We start from the raw sequence: 23,514 nt of genomic DNA, 5'->3' as shown, positions 1-23,514 counted from the left end.
ACTTTCCTCCCACCCGTGACAGGAAGGTTCCCCTGCTGCCACCCGACACACCCACCAGGCCATTGACTGTGACAACGTTGGTGTCACATCCTCGGTGCACACCTGCCGCAACGAGGAGGCACGCCAGCCATGTCCGAGGCGTTCGTCTACGACGCGATCCGCACCCCGCGCGGGCGCGGCAAGAAAACCGGGTCCTTGCACGGGACCAAACCGATCAGCCTGGTCGTCGGCCTCATCGATGAGCTCCGGCGCCGCCATCCCGAACTCGACCCGGAGCTGATCGACGACGTGGTGCTCGGCGTGGTCTCCCCGGTGGGCGACCAGGGCGGCGACATCGCCAAGACCGCGGCGCTGGCCGCCGGACTCCCGGAGACGGTCAGCGGCGTGCAGCTCAACCGGTTCTGCGCTTCGGGCCTGGAGGCGGTGAACACCGCCGCGCAGAAGGTCCGCTCCGGCTGGGAGGACGCGGTCCTGGCCGGGGGCGTGGAGTCCATGTCGCGGGTGCAGATCGGTTCCGACGGCGGGGCGTGGGCGATGGACCCGGAGACGAACCTGGCGACCTCCTTCGTGCCGCAGGGCATCGGCGCCGACCTGATCGCGACGTTGGAGGGCTTCGACCGCGGCACCGTCGACGCCTACGCCGCCGAGTCCCAGTCCCGGGCGGACAAGGCGTGGGCCGACGAGCGCTTCGCCCGGTCGGTCGTCCCGGTGCGCGACCGCACCGGGCGCACCGTGCTGGACCGCGACGAGCACATCCGCGCGGGCACCAGCGCCGAGTCCCTCGGCGGGTTGAAACCGTCGTTCGCGGAGATGGGCGAGGCGGGCGGCTTCGACGCGGTGGCGCTGCAGAAGTACCACTGGGTCGAGCGGATCGACCACGTGCACACGGCGGGCAACTCCTCCGGCATCGTCGACGGCGCCGCGCTGGCCCTGATCGGCAGCGCCGAGCTGGAGGCGCGCACCGGGCTGCGCCCGCGGGCGCGGATCGTCTCCGCCGCGCTCAGCGGCGCCGACCCGACGATCATGCTCACCGGCCCCGGACCCGCGGTGCGCAAGGCGCTGGACAAGGCGGGCATGACGATCGGCCAGATCGACCTGGTCGAGATCAACGAGGCGTTCGCGGCGGTCCCGCTGAAGTTCATGAAGGACTTCGACGTCCCGCACGACCGGGTCAACGTCAACGGCGGCGCGATCGCGATGGGGCACCCGCTGGGCGCCACCGGGGCGATGATCCTCGGCACCCTCATCGACGAATTGGACCGGCGGAACCAGCGCTACGGCCTGGCGACCTTGTGCATCGGCGGCGGCATGGGCATCGCGACCGTCGTCGAACGGATCGGCTGAAGGACGGGACGGACATGAGCGAGCAGAACACCATCCGCTGGGACGCCGACGCCGATGGCATCGTCGTGCTGACCCTGGACGACCCGCAGCAGCAGGCCAACACGATGAACGAGCGCTACCTGCGCTCGATGGACGCGGTGCTGGAGCGGCTGCGCGCCGAGCGGGAGCGGATCACCGGCGTCGTCCTCACCTCGGCCAAGAAGACCTTCTTCGCTGGCGGCGACCTCCGCGAGCTGGTCCGGGCCCGCCCGGAGGGCGCCGAGCAGGTCGCCGGCAGCGTCGGTACCGCCAAGCGCCAGCTCCGCGAGCTGGAGACCCTCGGCGTCCCGGTGGTCGCCGCGCTCGGCGGCACGGCGCTGGGCGGCGGGCTGGAGATCGCGCTGGCCTGCCACCACCGCATCGCCGCCGACCTGCCGGGCACCCGCTTCGGCTTCCCCGAGGTCTCCCTCGGCCTGCTGCCCGGCGGTGGCGGGGTCGTGCGCAGCGTCCGGTTGCTCGGCATCGCCGAGGCGCTGCTGAACCTGCTGCTGCAGGGCCAGCAGGTGCGCCCGGGCAAGGCGCGCGAGCTGGGCATCGTCGATGCCCTGGTGGGCGGTCCGGAAGAGCTGCTGCCCGCCGCGAAGGAGTGGATCAAGGCCAATCCGGACGCGGCCCAGCCCTGGGACCGCCCGAAGCACCGCATCCCCGGCGGCACTCCCGCCGACCCGAAGTTCGCGGCGAACCTCCCGGCGTTCCCGGCCAACCTCCGCAAGCAGCTCAAGGGCGCTCCGCTGCCCGCTCCCCAGCACATCCTGTGCGCGGCGGTCGAAGGGGCCCAGGTGGACTTCGACACCGCGCTGGAGATCGAGGGCCGCTACTTCCTGGACCTGGTGTGCGGGCAGACGTCGAAGAACATGAGCAAGGCGTTCTTCTTCGACCTGCAGCACGTCAACTCCGGTGGCAGCAGGCCCGACGGCGAGCCGGAGAACCCGGCGCGCAAGGTCGCGGTGCTCGGCGGCGGGATGATGGGCGCGGGCATCGCCTACGTGTGCGCCAAGGCGGGCATGGAGGTGGTGCTCAAGGACGTCTCGCTCGCCGCGGCCGGGCAGGGCAAGGCGTACTCGGCGGGCCTGCAGGACAAGGCCATCGCCAAGGGCAGGTCCACCGAGGACAAGCGGGATGCGCTGCTGGCCCGGATCACCCCGACCGACCAGGTGGAGCCGGTGCGCGGGTGCGACCTGGTGATCGAGGCGGTGCCCGAGGACCCGGCGGTCAAGCACCGGGTCTACGCGGAGGTGCAGGACCTGCTCGCCGACGGCGCGCTGATCGCCTCCAACACCTCGACGCTGCCGATCACCGAACTCGCCGAAGGCGTCGCCCGACCGGCGGAGTTCATCGGACTGCACTTCTTCTCACCGGTGGACAAGATGCCGCTTGTCGAGATCATCCGCGGCGAGCGGACCGGCGACCGGGCGCTGGCCACGGCGTTCGACGTGGTGCGCCAGATCGGCAAGACGCCGATCGTGGTCAACGACAGCCGGGGCTTCTTCACCAGCCGGGTGATCGGCACCTTCCTCAACGAAGGGGTGGCGATGCTCGCCGAGGGCGTCCACCCGGCCTCGATCGAGCAGGCCTCGGCCCAGGCCGGCTACCCGGCGCCGGTGCTGCAACTGTTCGACGAGCTGACCCTGACCCTGCCGCGCAAGATCCGCGATGAGACCCGGCGCGCGGTGGAGGCCGCGGGCGGCACCTTCGCCCCGCACCCCGCCGATTCCGTGCTGGACCGGATGGTCGAGGAGTTCGGCCGCGCGGGGCGTTCCAGCGGTGCCGGCTTCTACGAGTACGGCGAGGACGGTGGGCGCACCCGGTTGTGGCCCGACTTGGCGGAGCACTTCAGCACCGGCGACCCGTCCGCTGTGGACATCGCCGAGCTGGCCGAGCGGATGCTGTTCGTCGAGGCGCTGGAAACGGTGAAGTGCTTCGACGAAGGCGTGCTGACCTCGGTGCCGGACGCCAACGTGGGCTCGATCCTCGGGATCGGTTTCCCGCCGTGGACCGGGGGAGTCGTGCAGTACGTCAACGGCTATCCCGGCGGGCTCGCGGGATTCGTGGCGCGCGCCAGGGAACTCGCCGCCCGGCACGGCGAGCGCTTCGAGCCGCCTGCCTCGCTGGTGGCGACCGCGGCGGCGGGCGGGACGCTCGACGCCGGTGAGCCCGACGCCGAGATCGTCGCGGCCACCGCCGCGCCGGCGCGGGACGCGGCGACCACCGCGGCCTGACGAGCGGAGGCGCCGGAACCCGCTGGGCTCCGGCGCCTCCGCCTGCCGACCAGCTCAGTCGACGTGCGCGTGGTCCACGATCGGCGAGTTGTTGCAGTCGGGGACCTGCGGGGAAGCGACCGGCACGATGACCCCGATGAGGGCGGCGACGTTGTTGCCGCAGACGTTGATCGGCACCGCGTTGATGTTGTTGTCGTTCACGGCGTTGATGCCGTCGTTGCCGATGCTGTCGGCGAAAGCGGGGGACGCAACCGCCAGCAGGCTGGCCGCACCCGCGGCGACGCCGGCAATCCGTGCAGTGGTACGCACTGTGTTCTCCTTCGTGGAAGCGATCTTGCGCGCCAGAGTTTGGCCGACGCGCGTTGATCGCGTCGAATTCTTCCGGGCGTTTTCCGGGGATTTCCCACGATGGTGTGAAGTGTCCGTTGTGGACTCCATCGCCCCCCGTCGGGACCATCCGGCGTCCACGGTCCGGAGCTCGTCGAGCGCGGTGCGACCGCGCCTCCGGACGTCTCCGCCGGGCGTGTCCTTCGCGCTTCCATCGGGAGCTGTCGGGAAGGCCTTGAGGAGCTCTCCGTCGAAGTCGCCCGGAGGGGTGACGGTCGTCGATTCCCGGCCGGACTTCAGGCGCCGGTGCCGAGGCTCGGCAGCAGCAGCGACATGAGGTGCTCGGTGGCCTGCCGCGCGGTGACCTCGGGGCGCCGCTCGCGCCACAGGGCCAGCCGCTCGCAGGCGCCGATGATCGACTCGGCGTAGGCCTCCAGCCGCACCTCGTCGAGGTCCGGGCGGGCTCCGCGCAGCAGTTCCGCGGTGAACCCGATCTGCTGCAGCCGGATGGACTCCAGCTCCGAGCTCACCGAGGAAACCGGCACGGCGGCCTCGTTGCGCAGCAGCGCCCACGCCTGGGCGTGGTCGTCGCTGAACCGGAAGAAGGCGAGCAGGCAGTCGTGCAGCAGGTCGTCCGGGCCGTTCGCGCCCGCCGCCGCGGCCGTGGTCGTGTCGAACAGTTCCTGCTTGGCGCGGTGCAGGCACGCCATCAGCAGGCCGTCCTTGGAGCCGAAGTACTCGTAGAGCATGGGCTTGGACAGCCCGACGCGGTGCGCGATGTCGTCCATCGAGGCGGCTTGGTAGCCCTCGTCGGCGAAGACCTGCTCGGCCACCGCGAGGATCTGCCGCTCGCGCTCGGCGCGGGACCGGCGCTTGCGGGGAGACGCGGTGGGGGCGGGGCGAGCGGTCACGACAACACCCTACCGCAGGTAACTTACTCGTAGTAGGCTACTGCGCAGTAGTCCTGATCGCGCCCCCGGCGGAGGAGGTCCGAATGGTGCAGGAGCAGGCTCGGGAGCAGCGGGGCGAACGCGCCTCGGTGGTCATCGTGGGCACCGGGTTCTCCGGGCTGGGGATGGCGATTCGGCTCAAGCAGGCCGGAATCCACGACTTCCTGGTGCTGGAGAAGTCCGACGGCCTCGGCGGGACCTGGCGGGACAACACCTACCCGGGTTGCGCCTGCGACGTCCCCTCGCTGATGTACTCCTTCTCCTTCGAGCAGAACCCGGCCTGGTCGCGGCTGTTCGCCGAGCAGCACGAGATCTCCGACTACCTGCGGTACTGCGCCGACAAGTACCGGATCCACGAGCACATCCGCTACGGCACCGAATTCACCGGCGCCGAGTTCGACGAGGACAGCGCCACCTGGCGGATCAGCACCGCCGACGGCACCGAGTACGTGGCCCGCGCCCTCGTCTCCGGCGTCGGCGCGCTGCACATCCCGAGCTACCCCGAGATCACCGGGCTCGACTCGTTCCAGGGCGAGGTCTTCCACTCCGCGCAGTGGAACCACGACTACGACCTCACCGGCAAGCGGGTCGCCGTGATCGGCACCGGGGCCAGCGCCATCCAGTTCGTGCCGCGGATCGCCGAGCAGGTCGAACGGCTGCACCTGTTCCAGCGCACGCCCCCGTGGATCCAGCCCAAGCCCGACCGCGCCGTGCCCGAGCGGATCCGACGGTGGTTCCGCCGCGTCCCCGGTCTGCAGCGGTTGGCCCGCGCCGGGGTCTACTGGCTGCTCGAAGCGCGGTTCCTCGCCGTGTTCAGCCAGCGGCTGCGCCCGTGGTCCGAGCGGCTGTCCAAGCAGTACCTGCGCTCGGTGGTCAAGGACCCGGAGCTGCGCGCGGCCCTCACCCCCGACTACGCCATCGGGTGCAAGCGCATCCTGCTGTCCAGCGACTACTACCCGGCGCTGAACCGGGACAACGTCGACCTCGTCACCAGCGGCGTCCAGGAGGTCCGGGAACGTTCGGTGGTCACCGGCGACGGCGCGGAGCACCCGGTCGACGCGATCGTCTTCGGCACCGGCTTCCACGTCACCGACGCCTTCGACCACCTCGACATCGTCGGGCGCGAGGGGCGCAAGCTGCAGGACGCCTGGCGCGACGGGATGGAGGCCTACCTCGGCATCACCGTTTCCGGCTTCCCCAACCTGTTCTTCCTGCTCGGGCCCAACACCGGGCTCGGCCACAACTCCGTGGTGTTCATGATCGAATCGCAAATCAACTACGTGCTGAGCTGCCTGCGCCCGATCTGCCGCGACGCCATCGACCACCTCGACGTCCGCCAGCAGGTGCAGGACGACTTCAACCGGGAGATCCAGGGCAAGCTCACCGGGGAGGTGTGGAGCCAGGGCGGTTGCCGGAGCTGGTACCTCGACGAGAACGGCATCAACCGCACCGTCTGGCCCGGCGGCACCTGGCGGTACTGGCTGCGCACCCGCAAGGCCGACCCCGCCGACTACGAGATCGTCGCCCGCGGACGCCGTTGAGCCGTCGCACGGGCGTTCGATAGGGTGGCGCGGTCACTGTCGAGCAATCCGGCGCGACGCCGCCGGTCTCCCTGAGCAGGTGCCGATGTCCAAGGCCCGCGCCCTGTCCTCCGAGGAACTGGGCGACCTCCGCGAGCAGCTGGCCTCCGGTGCGACGCCCGTGGTGTGGTTCACCGCCTCGGCCGTGGGCGTGCCCGAAGGCCGTTCCGGAAAGGTGATCGCCCTCGGTGAACCGGCCGAGGGCGATTTCATCCAGGTCCGGCCCGCCGGCTCCAAGGACGTGCTGTCCTTCTCCGCCGCCGAGGTCACCCTGGTCAAGCCCGCCCGCAAACCCGCCAAACCGCGCAGCCAGGCGCCCGCGGCAACCCCGGTCGACGAGCCGCGCTACGAACCCGTGCCGCCCCCGGAACCGGTCCAGGCCGCCCCGCCCGCCGCCGAGCAGCCCCGCCCGGCGGCCCGCCGCAGCAAACCCCGCCCGCCCGCCGGCGCGTCCGTGGTGCTCACCGCCGATCAGGAAGGGCAGTGGAGCGTCGAGGTCACCACCGGCAAGAAGCGGGTCGTGCGGCCGACCTCCGTGCCCGCCTCCGCCGTCGCGCAGGCCGCCAAGGCGCTGCACGACGACGTCTCCGCCGCCGTCGAACCGATGATCGAAGCCGCCCGCGAGCAGCAGCGCGCCCGCGTCGAGCAGCTCCGCGAAGAACTCGACGCCGCGCAGCAGGCCTTGGCCGAGCTCACGGAGTGACAGCAGGGGAACCTTCCTGTCACCGATGACAGCAGGGGAACCTTCCTCTCACGAGTGGCAGCAGGGGAACCTTCCTGTCACCGATGACAGGAAGGTTCCCCTGCTCGCACCTCACTCGATGTCGGTCGCGGTGCGCAGGACCTGGTCGCCGCGCTGGGTCGGCGGGATCTGGTCGTAGCGGGCCGGGTCGAGGTGGTTCACCTGGCCGCTGGCGACGGACGACAGGATGCCGTCGAGCCCGATGTAGACGGCGCGGGTCAGCATCTCCCGGTGCTGCTCACCGAGGGTCTGGGTCTGGCCGCGCACCTCGAACAGGACCGCGCCGCTGCCGTTGAGCTGGAACGAGCCGAGCCCGGTCCCGGGTAGGTTCACGTCCTGCGGGTACAGCGTGATGTTGCCGAAGTCGGGGTTGCGGTTGGCGGCCGACTGCAGCGCGTTGTACGCGGCGACGTTGAGCTGCTTGGAGTACTCGGGCCGGTAGGTGTCGGCGAACTCGGCGAACGCCGCGCCCTCGGGCGTCGAGGGGTCGGCCACGAACTTGCCGGACAGGCTCAGGGTGACGAACCGGTCGGTGCCGGGCACGGTGTAGCAGGCGCCCTGGTGGTGCAGGTCGACGTAGGTGTCGACGGTGCCGAACTCCGCGCGCAGCGCGCGGTACACGTCGCGCACGGTGCGGGTCTCGGGACTCAGATACCAGCCGGGCCGGTCGCTGGCGCCGGGGAAGTCGGCGCGCTGCGGCCGGTAGTCGAGATCGGGGTGGTAGTCGCGGTTGATGTCGAAACCGGGCCGCTGCGAGTAGTCGTCGCCCTGCCGGGAGCCGGTGTAGTAGTTCCAGGGCTCCGGGGCGCCCCGGAGCTGCGGGAATTCCTGCTGGACCTGCTCCCAGGTCAGGTCGTTGCCGCGTCGGTCCAGCTCCCCGGCATCGGGGTTGATCTTCGGCATCGCGACGACGGTGAGCTCCGAGCGGATCTGCCGCGCCTTGGCGCTCTCGGAGGTGCCGAGGAATTCGAGGACGTCCATCGCGGCGTCCGGGCCGGTCTTCTCGTTGCCGTGGATCTCGGCGGTGATCAGCACCACCTTGGGTCCGGTGCCCACGCGCGCGGACATGATCTCGCGCCCGCGGTGGGACCGGCCGACCTCGCGGACCGACACCCGGCCGTCGCTGATCCGCTCGATCCGGTCGAGCTCGACGAGCATCTCGTCGTGGCTGGTGAATTCGGTGACCGAGTTCTCGCGCGGTTCCTCGCTGCACGGCGGGGGTGCGGCGGGAGCCGGTGAGCTGGTGGCCGCGGCGGGGGTGACCGCGCAGCCGAGGACGGCGGTTGCCAGGGCCCAGGCTTGCCAGCGTCGCATCTGCAACTCCTCGTTGTCCGATTCGTGCGCCCCAGCCAAACCGATCTTCCGGAGCCCCACAATCGGCCAGCAGGTGAACCTTGGTCAGGCTGTATGAAGGACGGGTGGGTTCCGAAACTGCTCCGCCGCTGTGGCGCCACCGGTCTTTCCTGCTGCTGCTGATCGCGACGTTCGGCGGCTTCGCCGGTTACGTGCTGCTGCTGCCGGTGGTGCCGCTGTGGGCGGTCCTCGGGGCGCGGGCGAGATCGCGGCCGGGGCGATGAACGCGGTGTTCATGCTGGTCACAGTGCTGGTGCAGCTCGGGATGCCATGGCTGCTGAGGCGGATCGACCACCGCGTCGCGCTCGGCCTCGGCACCGCGCTGATCGGTGCCCCGACCCCGCTGTACGCGCTGTCCGGCGAGCTGTGGCTGCTGCTGGGCGTGTCCGGGCTGCGCGGCATCGGTTTCGGCCTGCTCACCGTGGCGGGCAGCGCGATGGTCGCGGAGCTGTTCCCGCCGCAGCGGCGCGGTCGGGCGGCCGGTGCCTACGGGCTCGCCGTCGGGCTGCCGAACTTCGTGCTGCTACCGGTCGGGGTGTGGTTCGCCCAGACGATCGGGTTCGCGCCGCTGTTCTGGATCGCCGGGGTGGCGCCGCTGCTGGCCACCGCCGCCGTGCTCGGCATCGCCCCGGTGCGGGCCCGCCGGACGTCCGGGCGCCGTGCGTTCCCGGTGGTGCTGCTGCCGTCGTGGCTGGTGATGACGGCCTCGTCGATCGCAGCGGGCGGTCTGCTGGCGTTCCTGCCGCTGGCGGTCGGCGCGGTGTCCCCGCTGGCGCTCATGGCCTTCGGCGGCTGCTCGCTGCTCGGCCGGTTCGCCGCGGGGCAGTGGGCGGACCGCCGCGGCGCGGCCGCCGCGCTGACCCCGGCGCTGTGCTGCACCGGAGCGGGGGCGCTGCTGCTGAGCGTCGCGTCGTGGGGACCGGAGGCGCTGGCGGTGCTGGGGGCCGCCGCCTTCGGGCTGGGCTTCGGCGCGGTGCAGAACTCCACGCTGGTGATGATGTTCGAACGGGCCGCGTCCGGACCGGCCAGCACCGCGTGGAACATCGCCTTCGACGCGGGCAACGGGCTGGGCTCGGTCGGGTTCGGCCTGTTCATCACCTGGTCCGGCTATCCGGGGGCATTCGCCGCGGCCGCCGTCCTGGTGCTGCTGTGCACGCCGTTGGCGCTGGGGTCCGCCCGCCGGCCGGTACCGGACGGATCGGACGCACCCGAGCGGACCCGCGAGGGCACCACCTAGACTCGGGAACGTGAAACGCAGTCTGCTGACCCCGCGCTGGCTGCTCCTGCACGCGCTGTTCGTCGTGGCTTTCATCGCGACGTGCTTCCTCGCGGTGTGGCAGTGGGAGCGCGCGCACGACGCGGGCGGCAGCTTCCAGAACCTCGGCTACGCGCTGCAGTGGCCGCTGTTCGGGGTGTTCACCCTCTTCCTGTGGGTCCGCATGGCGCGGATGACGCTGCACGACGAGGCCGAGGCCACCTCGGGGCAGGCCGAGGACACCGCCGGGCAGGAACCGGCCGAGGAGCCGGAACGGGCGGCGGCCCGGGCCGGGCGCCCGCGGCCGCTGGTGCCGCCGCAGGCCCCGTCGGTCGATCCCGACGAGGATCCGGAGCTCGCCGCCTACAACCGGTACCTCGCCGAGCTCAACGAGGCCGAAGGCCGTTAGTGGAAGGTGATCCCGCCGGAGACGTCGCGGGCGTTGATCACCTTCTCGGCGTTGCCGTTGAGCACGTTGACCACCGAGCCGTCCCCGGCCGTGATCGTGTCGCCCTCGCGGATCACCCGCACGAGCTCGGCGCCCTCGGTGTTGAGCTGCTCGGCGAACTCCGCGTCGGCTCCGGCCGCGCGGTCCAGCCGCTCTGCCAACGCGGTGATCTGCGGCTGTTCCGCCTCGGGTTCCTCGGCGGCCTCGAGCGCGGCCAGCATCTCGGGATCGTCGTCGGACTTGCGCCGCACCAGGGTCCGCACCTTCTTCAACGCGGCGGCTCCCGCCGTGCCGAGAGCGGTCGCGACCTGGCCGGCGAGTGCGGCGGCCAGCGCATCGAAGAACGGGTCGGTCATCTCTCCTCCGCAGTGATCGGCGATGGCCACCAAGTGTAGTGATCCCGCTGCCCGCGGTCGGCGTTCTCGGCCCGGTTGGGCCGATCGGCTCACGATCGCCGGGGACGGGCGGTGTGATATCAACGAACTGGACAGCGATGCGCCCCCGCAGGCGTGATCGGTCGGCGGACGGGGTGGTCGCCGCGAGCCGCGGGGTTGAGGTCGGATCACGTGAATCGTTGACGATTGGGGCAGGCGTGCGCAGCGGCGTGCTGTTGAAGATGTTCGGGCTGTGCGTCTTGGCCGGCGTGCTCGTGGCGTGCTTGATGCTGCCCGCGGCGACCGGGGCCGGCGCGATGGTCAACCAGACCACCGACGCCATGTCCAGGATGTCCAGCTCCCTGGCCAAGCGGGAGATGCCGCAGGTCTCCACGGTGACCGACCGGGCGGGCGAACCGATCGCCTACTTCTTCGACCACTACCGCGTCGAGACCCCGCCGGGGCAGATCTCCGAGACCATGAAGGCGGCGATCACCGCCGTCGAGGACAAGCGGTTCTGGGACCACGGCGGGGTCGACTGGCACGGCACCATGCGCGCCCTGGCCACCAACATCACCACAGGTGAGACCGCCCAGGGCGCGTCCACGCTCACCCAGCAGTACGTGAAGAACTACCTCGTCCACGTGGCGAACCGGAACGACCCGGTCGAAGCGGAGAAGGCGCAGGAGACGACCATCGCGCGCAAGCTGCGCGAGGCCAAGATCGCCGTCGAGCTCGAACGGACCATGACCAAGGAGGAGATCCTCACCGGATACCTCAACGTGGTGCCGTTCGGGAACCAGACCTTCGGCGTCGGCGCCGCCGCCCAGACCTACTTCGGCACCACGCCGGACAAGCTCACCGTCGCCCAGTCGGCGCTGCTCGCCGCGATCGTCAACGCCCCCGGCTCGCTGAACCCCAACAGCAACCCCGAGGACGCGATCCAGCGGCGCAACCTGGTGATCGACCTGATGACCGATCCCACCAACGCCCTCAACATCACCGAGGAAGCCGCCGAAGCCGCCAAGCAGGAACCGCTCGGCGTGCTCACCCCCCTAGGCCGGCCGCCGAACGGCTGCGTCGGACTCGGCGACGGCATGACCGACGGCTTCTTCTGCCGCTACGTCTCCGACTACCTCGAACGCGTCGGCATCGACGAGGAAGAACTGCGCACCGGCGGCTACACCATCCGCACCACCCTCGACCGCAAGGCCTCGGACGCCGCCAAGCAGGCCGCGCAGCAGCAGGTGCCGACCCAGACCGACGGCATCGCCAACGTGATGGCCGCCGTCGAGCCGGGTCAGGACAAGCACAAGGTGCGCGCCCTGGTCGCGAACCGGGACTTCGGCAACGACGCCTCGAAGGGCCAACGCGCCTACGACATCGTCAGCGGTGTGCAGAAGTTCGGTGCGGGCTCGGTGTTCAAGACCTTCACCGCGGCCGCCGCGATCGAACAGGGGATGAGCATCCACGACATCGTCCAGGTGCCTCCCACCTACACCTCGCACGCGTACAAGAACAACGGCGCGCCCTACACCGTCGGCAACGCCGAGGGTTCCCAACCCGGGCCCCGAACGCTCCAGGAAGCCCTCGCCACCTCGCCCAACACCGCCTTCGTCGCCCTGCAGGAACGCGTCGGCCTGGACAACGTGGTGAACATGGCCAGCAAGCTCGGGCTGCGGCAGACGCTCAACGGGGTCGACCGCAGCGGTGATCCGATCGACCAGGACGACCCGGAATCCACCTCGCTCGGCGAGTACGTCAAGAACAACAAGATCGGCGCCTTCACCCTCGGCTACTCGCCGGTGAGCGTGCTCGAACTGTCCAACGTCGCGGCCACCATCATGAGCCAGGGCATGTACTGCCCGCCCACGCCGCTGGAGGAGATCCGGGACCGCCACGGCAACCCCGTCGACGTCAACGAGGCGCCCTGCGAGCAGGTCGTCGCCCCGCACGTCGCCAACGCGCTGGCCGTCGGCCTCAGCCGCGACCACGAGCCCGGGGGCACCGCCCACGCCGCGGCCGCCGCCGCCGGCTGGAACCGCCCCATGATGGGCAAGACCGGGACCACCCAGGCCCACCAGTCCGCGGCGTTCCTCGCCGCCACGCCGCAGCTCGCGGGCGCGGTGCTCACCTACGCCGACGGCAACCGGCCGGAGGGCATCTGCGACGGCGGTGGTGAGGCACCGCCGTACCTGTGCGGGTCCAACGGCAACATCTACGGCGGCAAGGTGCCCGCGCGCACCTGGTTCGACGCCATGAAGGTGATCCACGAAGGATGGCCGACCGCCCCGCTGCCCCCGGCGTGAGCCCCCTGCGGGTGGGGTGACAGCAGGGGAACTTTCCTCTCACCCGACGGGCCGGTGCTCCGCGGAGCACCGGCCCGTTCTCGTGTCCGCCCGCGCTGCGGGTGGCAGCAGGGGAACCTTCCTGCCACAGGTGACAGCAGGGGAACTTTCCTGCCACGACCGGCGGTGAGCGGCAGGGCTGAGTGCCCCGGCGGTAGAGCGTGGCAGCAGGGGAACCTTTCTGTCACGGGTGACAGCAGGGGAACCTTCCTCTCACCCGCGACAGGTGCCCCGCCTAACGTCGACTGCGCCGACGAACCCCCTGCGAAATGCCCGATCCATCCGTGTCCAGCCGGACCGGGAGCTTGTTGACCATCGTCAGCACGAGGATGAGCAGGCCCAGCACGATCCACCCGCTCCAGCCGAGCAACCCCTCGGAGATCCCGGTGATCGGGTGGCCCGCGGCGCCGAAGACGATCGGCAGGGCCGCCGAGGCGTTGACGAATCCGTGCGCGATGGCCGCGGGCCACACGCTCTCGGAAGCCAACCGGAGCCAGCCGAGCAGCACCCCGAGCAACGTGCAGTAGCCGACCATCATCAGCACCGCCGCCACGACCGGCGCGGTCGGGTAGTTGTAGCCGAGCACGAGCAGCGGCGTGTGCCACAGCCCCCACAGCACCCCGGTGGTCACGAACATGCCCGGCTGGCCGAGCGGCAACAACGCGCGCGACAGGTATCCGCGCCAGCCCCACTCCGTGCCGAACGCGGGGATGACGTTGAGCCACCCGAACAGGAACAGCTTGCCGATCTCGGCCATCGCCAACGAGCCCGGGGAAGTGGTCTCGGCTTCCCCGACGACCACCTGCTGCTGGGCGAGGCCGGAGAAGCCGGTCCAGTCGGCTTGGTACACGCCGAGCAGGCTGCCGACCAGCAACGCCAGCACCATCGCCACCGGAGCGCCCAGCCATGCCAGCACGCCGTAGCGCCACCACCGCCGGACCCCACCGTCGTTGGTCACACCTTCGTACCGCAGCGGTCGAGGGCGCGGGCTGATCCACTTGTCCACCACGTAGGCGGCGACCGCGGGCATGAACATCATGAGCACCAGCACCGCCGGTGACCACACCCACGTGAGGCCCTGACCGGTCAACCACAACGGCAAGGTCAGCAGCCAGGCGGGGGCGTAGGCGATGGCGACGAAGCTCACGACGCCGCGGACGTCGACCCTGTCCTGATCTGTGCGCACGGCGGCATTTTGCCAACCGATGCTGAGCGTGCGCTGAGCGTCACCGTGAAAGCATGAGGCCATGTCGACAAGCCTGTTGCCCTCCACGCAGCGCGCTCTGCTCCGCCGATTGGCCGTGGAGCAGAGCGAGAATCGGATCCCGTCGCTGATCGCCGGTTTGGTCCGCGACGGCGAAACGCTCTGGGTGGACAGCCGCGGTGCGGTCGGCGGGATGCGACCCACCACCGACACCCAGTACCGGATCGGCTCGATCACCAAGAGCTTCGTGGGGGTGCTGGTGATGCGGCTGCGCGACGAGGGCCGACTCGACCTCGCGGACCGGCTCGACGAGCACGTTCCCGGCACCGCGGTCGGCAACCGCAGCATCGGGGAGCTCCTGGCGCACTCCAGTGGCTTGAGCGCGGAGCCCGCGGGCCCGTGGTGGGAGCGCGCGCCGGGACGCCCGGCTGAGGAGTTCCTCGCCGAGATCGACCAGGACGCGGTCCGGCCCGCCCCTCGGCACACGTTCCACTACTCCAACACGGGCTTCGGCGTCCTCGGCGAGCTCGTCGCCCGGCATCGCGGTCGCCCCTGGTACGAGGTGCTGCAGGCCGAGGTCCTCGACCCGCTGGACCTCAACCGGACCACCATCGGACCGGTCGCTCCGCACGCCGACGGCTACGCCGTGCACCCGTGGGCCGACGTGGTGCTGCCCGAACCAGCCGAGGACGCGGTCGCGATGGCACCAGCCGGCCAGCTCTGGTCGACCTTCGACGACCTCGTGCGCTGGACGAAGTTCGTCGGCGGAGACACGGGGGAGGTGCTGCACCCCGACACCGTCGCCGAGATGCGCGCCCCGGGCGCTGTCGACGACGGCGCGGTGTGGCGGGCCGGTTACGGGCTGGGTTTCCAGCTCGTGCGGCACGGCGGGCGGCGGCTGGCCGGGCACACCGGGTCGATGCCCGGGTTCCTCGCGACGGTGTGGTCCGACCCGGCGGAGCAGTCCGGCGTGATCTTCATGGCCAACACCACCGCGGGCGTCGGGCCCTTGGCCACCGACCTGCTCGACCTGCTCGAAGAGCACGAGCCGCGGATCCCGGCGGAGTGGGAGCCGAGCCCGGACGTCGATCTCGCGCTGCTCGACCTCACCGGCCAGTGGTACTGGGGCCCGAGCGCCTACGTGCTGCGGGTGCAGCCCGATGGCCTGCTCGACCTCCGGCCCATGCAGGGGCGCGGGCGCGCGTCGCGGTTCCGCGCCAACCCGGACGGCACCTGGACCGGGCTGGACGGCTACTACTCCGGTGAGACGTTGCGCGTCGGGCGCGACGCCGCGGGCGTGGCCACGCACCTGGACCTCAACACGTTCATCTTCACCCGCACGCCCTACGACCCCCAGGCGCCCGTCCCCGGCGGCGTGAGCCCCTGGCGCCCGGCATCGTGAGGTGCGAGCAGGGGAACCTTCCTGTCACCGGTGACAGGAAGGTTCCCCTGCTGCCACCCGCCACCGAACCCCGGAGGAGGCCGGAGGCATGGTCGACGACCTGCGCGTGAACCACCGCTGGACGATCCCCGGCAACGAACTCTCCGAACGCTTCTCGCGTTCGTCGGGGCCGGGCGGCCAAGGTGTCAACACCACCGACTCCCGCGTCGAACTGTCCTTCGACCTCGCCCGCACCGAGGCGCTGCCGGAATCGCTCCGACAACGTGCCCTGCAGCGGCTCCACCACCGGCTCATCGACGGCGTCCTCACGCTCGCCGCCTCGCAACAACGGGCCCAGCTCGCGAACCGCCAGGAGGCACGGGACCGCATGGCGGCGCTGCTCCGCGACGCCGTCGCGGCCCCACCGCCGAAGCGACGGCGCACCAAACCCACCAGGGGATCCCAGCAGCGCCGACTCGACGCGAAGAAGCGGCGCTCCGAGATCAAACGCCGCCGCCGCGACCCGGGTGACGGCTGAGCACGCGAAATCCCGCAGCGCGATTAGCCTCGGAAGAGGTGTCGAACAGGAAGGACCACGGCATGCGGACGGCGTGGGTGTTGCCCGGTGGATCGACCTTCGGCGCGATCCAGGCAGGCCTCGTGGGGGCGTTGTTCGAAGCGGGGATCGAACCGGACGTGCTGGTCGGAACGTCGGTCGGTTCGCTCAACGCGGCGTGGTTGGCGGGTGATCCGTCCCACGGCGGTGCCGCGTCGCTGCGCTCGGTCTGGCTGTCGATGCGGCGCAACCACGTCTTCCCGATCCAGCCGTCCCGGATCCTGGCGGGCAAGCTCGGCCTGTCCAACCACGTGATGAGCAACCACGGTCTGGCGAAGTGGCTGCACGGGAAGCTGCCGTTCCGGCGGCTCGACGAAGCCAGGGTCCCGCTGACCGTCGCCACCACCGATCTGGATACCGGGGACCCGGTGTACTTCGACAGCGGCCCGGCCCTGCCGCCGCTGGTCGCGTCCTGCTCGATCCCGGGCATGTTCCCACCGGTGCGCATCGGGCAGCGCTGGCTCGTCGACGGTGGTCCCGCGGCGTTCATGCCGGTCAGCCGCGCAGTGGAGCAGGGGGCCGAGCGGGTGTTCGTGCTGCCGTGCGGAGGCACCGAACCGTTCGAGGCACCGAAGCCCCGGCGGGGCATCGGCGCCATCGCCACCTGGCCGACACCGGCGACTCCGCCGCGCTCGGTCGGCGGGGTCAACGGGGCGGCGCTCGGTGCCGCGATGGCGGCCAACGCACGGCTCGACCTCCAGCTCAACGCCCAGCGCTGCGAGCTCTACGTCCTCCCGGCGCCCTCGGTGATCGGCCTCTCGCCTTACACCTTCGAGCACGCCGCCGCGCTGATCGACGCTTCGTTCGAGATCGCCCGGGCGTGGTTGCCGGGGGCTCGTCCAGTGCCGACCGGGCCCGTTGACATCGGTGGCCGCCCCGACCCGAGCGGCGAATTCGGAGTGGAGGCCGCCGCGCGCTGAACGCTCACCCACGCCCCGGGGCGGCCACCTCTTCGACGGCGAGCCGCTCCGGCGGGGTGTCCGCCGGGCGCCAGAAGGTCACAGCGACGTTGACGGCGACGTTCACCACGAGGCCGAGCAGCCCCGCGTTGATCCCGTACCACGGATCATTGCCGGTCAGCACCAACGCCGCGACGACCACCACACCGCTGGCCAGCCCGGCTGCTGCCGCCGAGGTCGACATCCGCTTCCACAGCAGGCTCAGCAGCACGACCGGGAGCAACTGGGCCAAGCCCTGGTAGGACAGCACCGAGAGCTGCACCAGCGTGCTCGGCGAGATGAAGGTGAACAGCAGCGCCACCAAGCCCACCAAGAAGGTCACGAGCTGCGACAACTGCTTCTGCCGGGGAGCGGTGCGCGGGTGCGCCCCCAGGATCGATCGTCCCCACATCGTGCCGATGACCAGCATGAACACCGCCATCGGCACGATCGACGAGAGCGCTCCCGCCACGCCGACCAGACCGACCAGCCAGGCGGGCATGGAGTCGACCACCAGCTCGAACATCGCGAGGTTCGAATTCGTCAGGCCCGGCACCACGAAGATCGCCGCGAGTCCGAGCAGGATCGGGACGAACAGCAACACCTGGTAGAACGGCATGATCAAGGCGTTGCGGCGCAGCACCCCCGGGCTCCGGGCACCGAGATAGCCCGCCACCGTCGTCGGGAAGATCGTGTAGACCACCCCGTTGAGCAGCCCGGTGGTGGCGAACCACATCAGACCCAGCGACTCGTCGCCCTGGCCGGGCAGCACGAGCCATTCGGGGCGCTCGGTGACGAGCCGGTCCAGCATCGGCCCCAGGCCGCCGAAGTAGTGCACCGGGACGTAGACGAAGACGATCAGCAGCGTGATGATGACCAAGCTGTCCTTCAGGATCGAGACCCACGCGCTGCCGCGCAGGCCCGACAGGATGATGAAGGCCTCCGTCACCACGAACGCGATGAGGTAGCCCACGCCCAGGCTGATCGTGCCGTAGCTGATCGTGGAAACCACGACGCCCATCCCGGTGATCTGCAACTGGATGTACGGCAGGAGGAACACCGTGGTCAGCACGGCCACCACCGCGCCGAGCAGTGGGGAATCGAAGCGGTGCGAGGTGATGTCGGTGATGTTGTGCAGGTGGTTGCGGTGGGCGTAGTGCCACAGGATCGGTCCGACCAGGTAGCCGACCGCGAACCCGATCGCGAGGTAGGCGATCAGGTAGAACACCGGCATCCCGTAGTCGTACGACCAGCCGGCGGCGCCGAGGTAGCTGAAGCTCGTGTACGTCTCCCCGGCCATCAGCACGAAGATCAGCACGATGCCCAAGCTCCGGCCGCCGACCGACCACTCGGCGAGGTTCGCCCGGTCCCGGCCGCGCAGCGACAGCAGTCCCAGCGCCACCGCGGCGAGCAGGAAGGCGGCGAGGATGCCGACCGAGATCGCTGCGTCGGTGTTCATTCCGCATCACCCTTCGCGCGTTCGCGGTCGGCGATCCACAGGGGATCCTTGCGCGCGGCCAGCCAGATGAACCCGGGCGTGAGCAGCGTCGCGAGCAGCGTCCAGAACATGAAGAACGGCAGCCCGAGGATGACCGGTTCGATGCGGTTGTACAGCGGCAGCGCCACGACGTAGAGCACCACCGGGCCCAGCAGCCACCACAACGACCTGCGATTTCGGAACACGTCACCCCTCCCGCTCCGGGTTGGCAGCAGGGGAACCTTCCTCTCACCGCTGACAGGAAGGTTCCCCTGCTGCCAAACGCCCCAGTCTCCTGCACCCCCGCCGATCGCTCAGACCCGGTCGCCCTTCGACCACACCAGACGGCCACCGACCCACGTCTGCCGGACATCGATGTCGGCCAGCCGGTGAGCATCGACGGCCAGCGGATCGTCGTCGAGCACGACGAAATCGGCGAGGCAACCCGGCGAGAGCCGTCCCTTGATGTCGGCTTCGCCGGAAGCCTGCGCCGATCCGGTGGTGTAGAGCCCCAGAGCTTCGACCGCCGTGATCCGCTGCGCGGCACCGAGGACCTGCCCGGTCGTCCGGCCCGAGGTCGACTCCCTCGTCACGGTGCTCCTGAGCGCGGTCAACGGCTCGAACGGTCCGCACGGGTAGTCGCTGGACCCAGCCACCGCGATGCCGGCGTCGAGCAAGCTGCGGTGCGCGAACATGCGACCCAGTCGCTGCTCGCCGTAGTAGTCGAGCAGCTTGTCCCCGTGGAAGGCGACGTAGCTGCCGAAAGGCACCGCGATGGCGTCCAACGCCCGCATCCGGCGGAGGATCTCGTCGTCGATCACGCTGCAGTGCTCGATCCGGTGCGCCGTGCGGTGCTCCGGATGTGCTTCGCGCGCCTTCTCCAGCGCGTCCAGCACGAGCTTGATCGCGCGATCGCCGTTGGCGTGGATCGCCAGGCGACTGCCCGCCGCGTGCACCGCGCGCGCGAGATCGTCGAGCTCCGCGCTGGTCAGCGTCTGGATCCCGTGGTCCTGCGTTCCTTCGAACGGTTCCTCGACGAGGCAGGTCCCGCCGGCGACGGCACCGTCCGCGAACGCCTTGATGCCACCGATGCGCAGCCAGTGATCGCCGTACCCGGTGCGCAGGCCGATCGCGTGAAGGGAATCCACGTGCGGGTAGGTCAGCAGCGCGTTGACCCGCACCGTCAGCTCACCGCGGTCGCGGGCCGACTGCAGCAGTGCGAGCTCCGAGGGCCCGACCATGGCATCGCCGACGCTGGTGATGCCGACGGCGTTGAGCGTGCGCATGACGGCGCCGAGTTGCTCACGCCCCGTGCCGATGTCCAGAGGGGGTACGACCGGTTCCGCGCGGGACAGCGACGGGTATGCCACGTCGAACAACGCCTGCTCGTGGACCACACCGGTCAGGCGGCCCGCGGCGTCGCGCGTGAGTTCGCCACCAGGTGGGGGCTCGCTGCTGTCGGACAGTCCTGCGGCCGCCAAGCCGGCCGAATTGAGCACACCCCAGTGCGCACCGATGTTGATGACCAGGATCGGTGCGGTGCCGCTCACCTCGTCGAGGTCCGCTCGGGTCAACGGAACCCCGCCGGTGGACCTGCCGTGGTCGTAACGGGTGCCGATGACCCAGCACCCAGCGTCGACCTCGTCGGCACGCTCGCGCAGCGCCGACAAAAGCTCAGCCCGGGAGCGCGCACCGGAGAGGTCCGCACCGCGCCGGTTCGCCGCGGTCATCGTCGGGTGCTGGTGGGCGTCGTTGAACCCGGGCACGATCGTCGCGGCACCGAAGTCGACCAGTTCCGCTTCCGGGAACCGTTCGCGCGCGTCCGCGAGTTCGCCGGTCGCGACGACGCGATCGCCGACGATCGTCAAGGCGGGTTCGGCCGCGGCCAGGCGCACACCGCCTCGTTCCATCGTCACGATTGAGCTCGCGGTGACCAGGGTCGGTCGTGGTGCGCTCGTCACAGCACCTCCCAGCGTTGGCCGTTCTGGGCATCGTGCCTCGCTGACGCAGCGAAGACCAGACCTCCGGCTCAGCCCGCCCGCGCTCGGCCGCCCGTGGAGCCGGGGCCGTAGGCCACCACGTCCGGGCGTGCTCGTGCGGCGGCGGAACCGTGCGCTCGACGGATCTCCTCCAGCACCGCTTCCGGTTCCGCGCGAAGTCGTCTCGGCAGCACCTGCACCGACGACACCCCGTGCGTGCTGTACCGGTTGTTGCGCCGCAACGTCCTCGCGTAGTCGCTCTTGGAGAAGTGGAATTGCACTGAATCGATCTCCACGGCCAAGCCCACATCGTCGAACCACGCGTCCGGGCAGGCGATGAACTCACCGGTACCGCTGAACAGGCGGATGTTCCATTGCGGTTCGGGAAGGCCCGAACGCTGCAGCAGTTCGTGCGCACGGAACTCCGGCAGCGATCGGATGTCCGCGGTGATGGACCGCAGCACCTTGCGCGGCATTCGAGTCCCGCGGCGGCACCCGCGCTCCATCTCCTCGGCCAGCCGGTCCGGGTGGCAGCTCCGGGTGTGTTGGACCGCTTCCACGATGAGTTCCTCGGTCACCGCCCGCGGCTGCCAGGTCCGTGCCGCGTCCATCACGGCGCGTGTCAACGGGGCGACCGGGGTCGTTTCGACGATCACTGGATCTGGGAGCCGTTTGGTGCGTTCGAACCGGAATCCGGGGTAGTTCTGCAACTTCTTGCCGTGCGGGACCAGCACGTGCACGTCGGCGTCATCCGGCGGCATCTTCAAGCCGTGGAGCTTCGCCGCGCGAAATCCCGTGATCAGGGCCTGGGGGCCGGCGCGTAGCAGTGCTGCCTGCATCAGGTCGTCGGCCGTCGGTGGCCCTGACTCGACGAGCACGATCCCGGGCAGTAAGCGCGTCCAAGGCCCACCCGGCTGCGCCCGGCGGTACGACGTGCTTTGCGAGACCCCGAGCTGCTCGAGTTCGGTGACGCGGAAGACCCGGCGGCTGGCGACGGCGGCGATCAACGCCGTGCGGTGCGTATCCATGCCAGAAATTTGGCACGGGACGCCCTGGGAGGGCGTTCCAACATTCGTCGGCGAGTTCGACAGCGTGTCGGTCCTTCGCGTGGACAGACGGTGCGAGCAGGGGAATCTCGATCTCGCTCCCACCGGTGGGAGGAAAGTTCCCATGCTGACACGACATTCCACCGAGACGTGTTCTCGCCGGTGAGGTGACAGCAGGGCCACTTTCCTCTCACCGCTGACAGGAAGGTTCCCCTGCTGCCACTACGCCGTGCGCCGGACCCACCACTGCATGGCGTACTCGACCAGCTTGATCAGCGTTTCCTTCGTCGAATCGCGGTCGCGGGCATCGCACGTCACGATCGGTACGTCCGGGGAGATGGCGACGGCCTCCCGGATCTCCTCCACGCGGTGCAGCAGGGTGTTGTCGAAACAATTCACCCCGACGATGTACGGCAGTTTGCGGTCCTCGAAGAAGTCGATGGCCGAGAAGCAGTCCGCGAGCCTGCGGGTGTCGACGAGCACCACGGCCCCGATCGCCCCGCGCACGAGGTCGTCCCACATGAACCAGAAGCGCTGCTGGCCGGGGGTGCCGAAGAGGTAGAGGATCAGGTCGGAGTCCAAGGACAACCGACCGAAGTCCATCGCAACGGTGGTGGTGTTCTTGTACGGCGTGGCGTTGAGGTCGTCGATGCCGTGGCTGGCCTCGGTCATCACGGCTTCCGTGGTCAGCGGCACGATCTCCGAAACCGAACCGACGAACGTGGTCTTGCCGACGCCGAACCCACCCGCGACGACGATCTTCGCCGACGCAGTGGTCGCGGGAACGGCGGGCAGGTCCGTCCGGGATCGCGTGTCAGGTGTCATATCCGTGCACCTTCAGTGGTCGAGTCGAAGTGGTGGCAACGTTGCGGTTCACAGGCGGCGGAGGCCGCTGAGCACCCGCTCCATTAGCAGCAGGTGCGAGGTGGAGTCGGATTCGCTGGCGGTGTCGTGCACCGTGATCAAGCCGAGGTCCGCCAGATCGCCGACCAGCACCCGCGCCACGCCCAGCGGTACGCAGAGCATCGCCGACACCTCCGCGAGGGATTTCGGGTGCGTGCACAGCTCAGCGATCGCATGGTGCTCTGTCCGCTGCAGTCGGGACTGCTGGCCGAGTTCACTGGTGGAGACCAGGGTTTCCAGCTCCAGGCGCTGGTTGGACCGGGTGCGGCCACCGGTCCAGGCGTAGGGCCTGATCGAGGTGGACTTGATCTCCTCTTGCCCGTTGTCGGTACGGGGAGACGGCTCGTCCTCCGGCCACGAGGCCTCCGGTTCGGAGGGCTGCTGGCTGGTTTCCTCGTCAGGAGGGGAACCATCCTTGCGCTTGCGTCGGCGCCGACGGCCGCTGTCGAGCGTGAACCGGTTGAAGACCTCCGCCACGGCGTCGGCTTCGGACGATTCGCGGGCGTCCTGGTGCCCTGCTGAGTCCGGACCTGTGCTCATGACGTCCTCACACCGACTGGCTGGTCATCACTCGATTCGATCCCCGGAGCTGGGAGCGCAGTTCGGGGGTCAGAATCTGGCCCACGCGCTCGACGAGCAGGGCCATCTCGTAGGCGATCAGTCCCATGTCGCACTGCGGCGCGGCCAGCACGGTCAGGCAGGAACCGTCGCTGATAGCCATTTGCAGCATCAGACCGCGTTCCATCTCCACGACCGTCTCGACGACGGTGCCCGCTTCGAAGCATCGCGCGGCTCCCTGGGTCAGGCTGAGCAGCCCGGACGCGACCGCCGCCAACTGGTCGGCCCGGTCGGTCGGGAGCTTCGCCGAAGCCGTCAGCAGCAGCCCGTCCGCCGAGACCACGACGGCGTGGGCGACACCCGGCACGCGTTCGGTGAAATCCGTGACCAGCCAGCCGAACTGGCCGGGTTGGGATTGGTGTGAGTTCATACG

23 protein-coding genes are annotated in these 23,514 nt (G+C 70.1%); 11 read left to right on the top strand and 12 right to left on the bottom strand.

Annotated features, from left to right (window positions below; all coding sequences use genetic code 11):
• Positions 1 to 129 precede the first annotated feature (129 nt).
• Positions 130 to 1,344, top strand: a complete 1,215-nt coding sequence (locus ACQP0T_RS23050; protein ID WP_433869936.1) for an acetyl-CoA C-acetyltransferase — start codon at positions 130 to 132, stop codon at positions 1,342 to 1,344.
• Between the two features lie 14 nt (positions 1,345 to 1,358).
• A complete protein-coding gene (locus ACQP0T_RS23045) occupies positions 1,359 to 3,602 on the top strand; it encodes a 3-hydroxyacyl-CoA dehydrogenase NAD-binding domain-containing protein (RefSeq protein ID WP_433869935.1) in 2,244 nt (747 codons plus the stop codon).
• Between the two features lie 54 nt (positions 3,603 to 3,656).
• On the opposite strand, the gene ACQP0T_RS23040 is transcribed toward ACQP0T_RS23045, so the two are convergent.
• Together ACQP0T_RS23040 and ACQP0T_RS23035 are read right to left on the bottom strand one after the other, a co-directional pair.
• Entirely contained in the window at positions 3,657 to 3,911 is a 255-nt protein-coding gene (locus tag ACQP0T_RS23040; RefSeq protein ID WP_433869934.1) for a hypothetical protein, read from the bottom strand.
• 314 nt (positions 3,912 to 4,225) lie between these two features.
• A complete protein-coding gene (locus ACQP0T_RS23035; RefSeq protein WP_433869933.1) occupies positions 4,226 to 4,840 on the bottom strand; it encodes a TetR/AcrR family transcriptional regulator in 615 nt (204 codons plus the stop codon).
• Between the two features lie 83 nt (positions 4,841 to 4,923).
• Between ACQP0T_RS23035 and ACQP0T_RS23030 the strand changes: the two genes are divergently transcribed.
• Positions 4,924 to 6,420, top strand: coding sequence for a flavin-containing monooxygenase (locus ACQP0T_RS23030; RefSeq protein WP_433869932.1), 1,497 nt, complete (start codon positions 4,924 to 4,926; stop codon positions 6,418 to 6,420).
• An 85-nt stretch (positions 6,421 to 6,505) separates the two neighbouring features.
• A complete protein-coding gene (locus tag ACQP0T_RS23025) occupies positions 6,506 to 7,162 on the top strand; it encodes a DUF6319 family protein (RefSeq protein WP_433869931.1) in 657 nt (218 codons plus the stop codon).
• A 111-nt stretch (positions 7,163 to 7,273) separates the two neighbouring features.
• Here ACQP0T_RS23025 and ACQP0T_RS23020 read toward each other — a convergent pair whose 3' ends face one another.
• Positions 7,274 to 8,515: a M14 family zinc carboxypeptidase gene (locus ACQP0T_RS23020; RefSeq protein WP_433869930.1), complete on the bottom strand. Its 1,242-nt coding sequence runs from the start codon at positions 8,513 to 8,515 to the stop codon at positions 7,274 to 7,276.
• A 104-nt stretch (positions 8,516 to 8,619) separates the two neighbouring features.
• Here ACQP0T_RS23020 and ACQP0T_RS23015 point away from each other — a divergent pair, with 104 nt between their 5' ends.
• From ACQP0T_RS23015 to ACQP0T_RS23005, 3 genes are read left to right on the top strand one after another with little or no spacing between them, the layout of a single operon-like run.
• Positions 8,620 to 8,778 carry a hypothetical protein gene (locus ACQP0T_RS23015; protein WP_433869929.1) on the top strand — a complete coding sequence of 53 codons (159 nt, stop codon included), beginning with the start codon at positions 8,620 to 8,622 and terminating at the stop codon, positions 8,776 to 8,778.
• Positions 8,733 to 9,791, top strand: a complete 1,059-nt coding sequence (locus ACQP0T_RS23010; RefSeq protein ID WP_433869928.1) for an MFS transporter — start codon at positions 8,733 to 8,735, stop codon at positions 9,789 to 9,791. The genes ACQP0T_RS23015 and ACQP0T_RS23010 overlap by 46 nt, the downstream gene beginning before the upstream one ends.
• Before the next feature lie 10 nt (positions 9,792 to 9,801).
• On the top strand, positions 9,802 to 10,218 hold the full coding sequence (locus tag ACQP0T_RS23005; protein ID WP_433869927.1) for a hypothetical protein: 417 nt from the start codon (positions 9,802 to 9,804) through the stop codon (positions 10,216 to 10,218).
• Here ACQP0T_RS23005 and ACQP0T_RS23000 read toward each other — a convergent pair.
• Positions 10,215 to 10,613, bottom strand: a complete 399-nt coding sequence (locus ACQP0T_RS23000; protein WP_433869926.1) for a hypothetical protein — start codon at positions 10,611 to 10,613, stop codon at positions 10,215 to 10,217. The two genes, ACQP0T_RS23005 and ACQP0T_RS23000, sit on opposite strands and share 4 nt — an antisense overlap.
• 260 nt (positions 10,614 to 10,873) lie before the next feature.
• On the opposite strand from ACQP0T_RS23000, the gene ACQP0T_RS22995 reads away from it, so the two are divergent.
• Positions 10,874 to 12,940, top strand: coding sequence for a transglycosylase domain-containing protein (locus tag ACQP0T_RS22995; protein WP_433873819.1), 2,067 nt, complete (start codon positions 10,874 to 10,876; stop codon positions 12,938 to 12,940).
• Positions 12,941 to 13,214: 274 nt separating this feature from the next.
• Here the strand turns inward: ACQP0T_RS22995 and ACQP0T_RS22990 are convergent, their stop codons facing one another.
• The gene (locus ACQP0T_RS22990; protein ID WP_433869925.1) at positions 13,215 to 14,165 is read right to left on the bottom strand and encodes a CPBP family intramembrane glutamic endopeptidase; all 951 of its coding nucleotides are present in this window, start codon (positions 14,163 to 14,165) and stop codon (positions 13,215 to 13,217) included.
• A 61-nt stretch (positions 14,166 to 14,226) separates the two neighbouring features.
• Between ACQP0T_RS22990 and ACQP0T_RS22985 the strand changes: the two genes are divergently transcribed.
• From ACQP0T_RS22985 to ACQP0T_RS22975, 3 genes are all read left to right on the top strand, one after another.
• Positions 14,227 to 15,585: a serine hydrolase domain-containing protein gene (locus ACQP0T_RS22985; protein WP_433869924.1), complete on the top strand. Its 1,359-nt coding sequence runs from the start codon at positions 14,227 to 14,229 to the stop codon at positions 15,583 to 15,585.
• 88 nt (positions 15,586 to 15,673) lie between these two features.
• Positions 15,674 to 16,102, top strand: coding sequence for an alternative ribosome rescue aminoacyl-tRNA hydrolase ArfB (arfB, locus tag ACQP0T_RS22980; protein ID WP_433869923.1), 429 nt, complete (start codon positions 15,674 to 15,676; stop codon positions 16,100 to 16,102).
• A gap of 38 nt (positions 16,103 to 16,140) precedes the next feature.
• Positions 16,141 to 17,100: a patatin-like phospholipase family protein gene (locus ACQP0T_RS22975; RefSeq protein WP_433869922.1), complete on the top strand. Its 960-nt coding sequence runs from the start codon at positions 16,141 to 16,143 to the stop codon at positions 17,098 to 17,100.
• A gap of 4 nt (positions 17,101 to 17,104) precedes the next feature.
• Here ACQP0T_RS22975 and ACQP0T_RS22970 read toward each other — a convergent pair whose 3' ends face one another.
• From ACQP0T_RS22970 to ACQP0T_RS22940, 7 genes are all read right to left on the bottom strand, one after another.
• Positions 17,105 to 18,577 carry a sodium:solute symporter family protein gene (locus ACQP0T_RS22970; protein WP_433869921.1) on the bottom strand — a complete coding sequence of 491 codons (1,473 nt, stop codon included), beginning with the start codon at positions 18,575 to 18,577 and terminating at the stop codon, positions 17,105 to 17,107.
• Positions 18,574 to 18,801, bottom strand: a complete 228-nt coding sequence (locus ACQP0T_RS22965; RefSeq protein ID WP_345367600.1) for a DUF3311 domain-containing protein — start codon at positions 18,799 to 18,801, stop codon at positions 18,574 to 18,576. Before ACQP0T_RS22965 ends, ACQP0T_RS22970 begins: the two co-directional genes overlap by 4 nt.
• Positions 18,802 to 18,909: 108 nt before the next feature.
• A complete protein-coding gene (locus tag ACQP0T_RS22960; protein ID WP_433869920.1) occupies positions 18,910 to 20,505 on the bottom strand; it encodes an amidohydrolase in 1,596 nt (531 codons plus the stop codon).
• 119 nt (positions 20,506 to 20,624) lie between these two features.
• Positions 20,625 to 21,602: a hypothetical protein gene (locus ACQP0T_RS22955; RefSeq protein ID WP_433869919.1), complete on the bottom strand. Its 978-nt coding sequence runs from the start codon at positions 21,600 to 21,602 to the stop codon at positions 20,625 to 20,627.
• Positions 21,603 to 21,842: 240 nt separating this feature from the next.
• On the bottom strand, positions 21,843 to 22,445 hold the full coding sequence (locus ACQP0T_RS22950) for a GTP-binding protein (RefSeq protein ID WP_345367606.1): 603 nt from the start codon (positions 22,443 to 22,445) through the stop codon (positions 21,843 to 21,845).
• Positions 22,446 to 22,493: 48 nt separating this feature from the next.
• Positions 22,494 to 23,000 carry a DUF742 domain-containing protein gene (locus tag ACQP0T_RS22945; RefSeq protein ID WP_433869918.1) on the bottom strand — a complete coding sequence of 169 codons (507 nt, stop codon included), beginning with the start codon at positions 22,998 to 23,000 and terminating at the stop codon, positions 22,494 to 22,496.
• A gap of 70 nt (positions 23,001 to 23,070) precedes the next feature.
• Positions 23,071 to 23,511: a roadblock/LC7 domain-containing protein gene (locus tag ACQP0T_RS22940; protein WP_345367610.1), complete on the bottom strand. Its 441-nt coding sequence runs from the start codon at positions 23,509 to 23,511 to the stop codon at positions 23,071 to 23,073.
• Positions 23,512 to 23,514: the final 3 nt, after the last annotated feature.

Source organism: Saccharopolyspora sp. CA-218241 (assembly GCF_050954615.1).
In the GTDB taxonomy this organism is placed as follows: Bacteria; Actinomycetota; Actinomycetes; order Mycobacteriales; family Pseudonocardiaceae; genus Saccharopolyspora; species Saccharopolyspora cebuensis.
This window is presented reverse-complemented; position numbering and strand designations above follow the sequence as displayed.